At 50.3% G+C, this 2,970-nt stretch carries 4 protein-coding genes; all 4 read left to right on the top strand.

What is annotated here, in order from left to right:
• Positions 1-1,231: hypothetical protein (locus HYX70_03815; GenBank protein MBI2798390.1), on the top strand; the 1,231-nt coding region annotated here is incomplete at its 5' end.
• Complete coding sequence (locus HYX70_03810; protein MBI2798389.1) at positions 1,212-1,661, top strand: hypothetical protein; 450 nt, start codon at positions 1,212-1,214, stop codon at positions 1,659-1,661. The genes HYX70_03815 and HYX70_03810, both read left to right, overlap by 20 nt.
• The gene (locus HYX70_03805; GenBank protein ID MBI2798388.1) at positions 1,618-2,652 is read left to right on the top strand and encodes a tail fiber domain-containing protein; all 1,035 of its coding nucleotides are present in this window, start codon (positions 1,618-1,620) and stop codon (positions 2,650-2,652) included. The genes HYX70_03810 and HYX70_03805 overlap by 44 nt, the downstream gene beginning before the upstream one ends.
• Positions 2,653-2,661: 9 nt before the next feature.
• On the top strand, positions 2,662-2,970 hold a 309-nt coding region (locus HYX70_03800), incomplete at its 3' end, for a hypothetical protein (protein ID MBI2798387.1).

The following is a 2,970-nucleotide window of genomic DNA, read 5'->3' as shown; positions in this document are numbered from 1 at the left end:
TTTAGCCACCAAGGTTACCGGGGATAGCAATAATCGCTATCAACTTCTGGCCAATGGCACCATGCAATGGGGGCCAGGTAATGCCGCTGCCGATACTTTTATGTTGCGAGACTCAGCTGCAGGGACGTTGGCGGTGCAACCAGTAAACAGCTCATCTTCGGCTACAGGTACATTGCGCATTTACTCTACCGGCACTGCTGGTGGAGTAGTTGAACTCAGACAATCCAACAATACGATCGCCTCCCCCACAGCTACTGCATCTGGAAATGTATTGGGCACCCTGGCCTTTGATGGCTACAACGGCAGCGCCTATGCCACCGGGTCGTCGATTCGCGGTGTTGCCAGCGAGGCCTGGACTGGTTCGGCTAATGGAGCTAGGTTAGAATTTTATACAACTACTAATGGCACCACCACCTTGTCGGAACGTATGCGTATTAGCAATGGTGGTACAGTAGAAATTGCCTCAACTGGTACGCCTGGCACAGTTGAAAAACTTAGGGTTAATACGCCAACGACAGTTGATAATGCAGCGGCGACTATATTTACAACTGGAGCAACCACCAGCAAAGGACTGGTAATACAGGCTGTGGCTAGTCAATCTGCCAACTTACAGGAATGGCAGAATAGCAGCGCCCAAGCCCTATCATTTATTGGCTCCAATGGTCAGCTAACTCTTGGCAGTACAGCTGCTAATGTGCAGGGCCAAATTGCCTTTTTTGACGGCACTAACGCCTTTACCAACACTCTGAAGTCGTCGGCTAGCGCCAGCAACAAAACTATAACTCTACCAAACGAAAATGGCACAGTTTGTTTGCAAAGCTCTAGCAGTTGCGGATTTGCAATTGGTAGTGGCACTGCCTTCTTGCAGGGTGGTAACAGTTTTGGCACGACTGCCAGCTTGGGCACCATTGAGAGTCAGCCGCTGCGACTAAAGACGGGTAATGTTGAGTTTTTTGAACTTAGCACCAGCGGAGTTTTATCATGTGTCTCAGGAGCGGTATGCGGTGTCTCGTTTCCAGGTGCTGGTAGTTTAAGTGAGAGATTTGGCCTCGGTGCTACAGCAGGGGGTGCCGGCGCTATTGCTATCGGTAAAAGTGCTAGCGCTGGCTTCGGCTCCTCGATTGCGATTGGTGCTGGTGCGGCCACTACTGCCGCAAATCAAGTTGTAATTGGTGGTGCCAGTAATATTGTATCGTCGGTGTTCTTCGGTAATGGCAGCTGCTGGCGGTAGTATTGTTTTTCAAACGAGCCCTGCTAGCGGTGTTTCTAGCTCAACTGCCAACACGCTCACTACCTATTTCACACTCAATTCGGCTGGTGTGTTAACGGGCTCTAATAGCGCTACCATTAGTGTGCCCGATGGCACACGAAGTGAACGCTTTGGGGCGGGGGCTACAGCAGCTGGCACTGATTCGCTGTCGATTGGTAATGGTGCCACAGCTAGTGGCAATACCTCGGTGGCAGTTGGTCGTTTGGCTACGTCTTCGGCGACAAATACATCGGCCCTTGGCTATAGTGCGACTGCATCGGGCTCAGGCTCGATTGCTATAGGTGCCAATTCTAGCGCCTCGGCGGCAAATGCCATAGCTATTGGTAAATCTGCCAGCGCTGCGAGCAATGGTGGCACTGGAGATAATGGGATTGCTATCGGTTCTTGGTAGAGGCACGGGTTCAGCCATTGGCGGGGCTATTAACTTCCAAACCTCTGCCGCTGGGGCTAGCGGCAGTACTTTACGCAGTCTTTCCACTGTAGCGAGCTTTGCTGGCGGTACCGGTTATGCCACCTTTCAGAATACAGCCAATACTAGCAGTAGTTTTACGGCTTTCCAGGTTCTGAATTCCACAAGCGGACAAATATTCGGCATCGATACTGGAGCTAATACCAATGTGGCTAAGTTCACTGGCTCGGACGGGATTAACCAGTGCACCGTCCAAGTCGGCACTGGCTGGTCTTGCACGTCGGATGAACAGTTAAAGACAAATATAGTTAATATGGACACACTCGGTGTACTCGATCAAATTGGTGCTCTGCGACCAGTTACATATAATTGGACGGCCGAAGCCAGCGGTGATAGTAGTTTGCAATACGGCTTCATTGCTCAAGACGTCGAAAAGATCTTCCCAGCTGCTGTCGGTGTTGACCCAACCACTGGCTACAAGATGATTAATCAGGGTCGACTGCTAACCTTTACTATTGCCGGGCTTAAAGACGCCAACACCAAGCTTAGTGCTCTAAATGCTGCCATTGACACTACTAAACCCAATGCCATCACCCTCAACCAGCCAACTACCCTCAAACAGGGCCTAACAGTCAATGGCCAAACCACTCTAACTGGCCCCACCACCCTGAGCGGTGATGTTAAGTTCGTGGGCGGGGCGGAGTTTGATGGGGTTGTTCAGGTTAATGGTCGCCTACAGCTTGGTAGCGGCGGTGTAAGCAAAAACACCGGTACGGTAACAATACCGGCCGGGAGCACAAGCATTCATGTAGCTTTCCCATCTGGATTTAGCGCAACACCAAATGTAACTTTAACCCCTAGAGATTTCCTGAGCGGGCAATATAGAGCTACCAATGTAACATCAGGCGGATTCGACCTACAGCTTTCTGCCCCAGAGCAAAGTGACAAGAGCTTTTATTGGCAGGCATTTTAGGGGAAGTTAATGCAGCCATTAGAACCAACCGAGAACAAATCCAAATCTAGTAAATCTGCCAAACCTAGACATTTTTTGCACAGCCGCACAATGGCCTTAATTGTTGCTTGCTTGGCCATACTGCCAATTCTAATAGGTGCTTACTTAATCTATGTTGTGGCCCGCTACCAAGCCAGCCCCTCCAACCTAAGTGACCAGTTTGGCTCTACTACCTTCGATCTGAATAATCTCAGCCCCGCCAAACCAACAGCTGCTACTGGCCTAGTAGTTATTAACGGTAATGAACAGGTCAATGGTAATCTCACCGTAGCTGGCTCA

The organism is Candidatus Saccharibacteria bacterium (assembly GCA_016191105.1).
Lineage (GTDB): Bacteria > Patescibacteriota > Saccharimonadia > CAILAD01 > BJGX01 > JACPPH01.
This window is presented reverse-complemented; position numbering and strand designations above follow the sequence as displayed.

What these genes read in the sequence shown, in the direction of transcription:
- HYX70_03810 (MBI2798389.1), top strand. Translation starts at nt 1,212, where the DNA reads ATGGCAGCTGCTGGCGGTAGTATTGTTTTTCAAACGAGCCCTGCTAGC.
- HYX70_03805 (MBI2798388.1), top strand. Translation starts at nt 1,618, where the DNA reads ATGGTGGCACTGGAGATAATGGGATTGCTATCGGTTCTTGGTAGAGGC.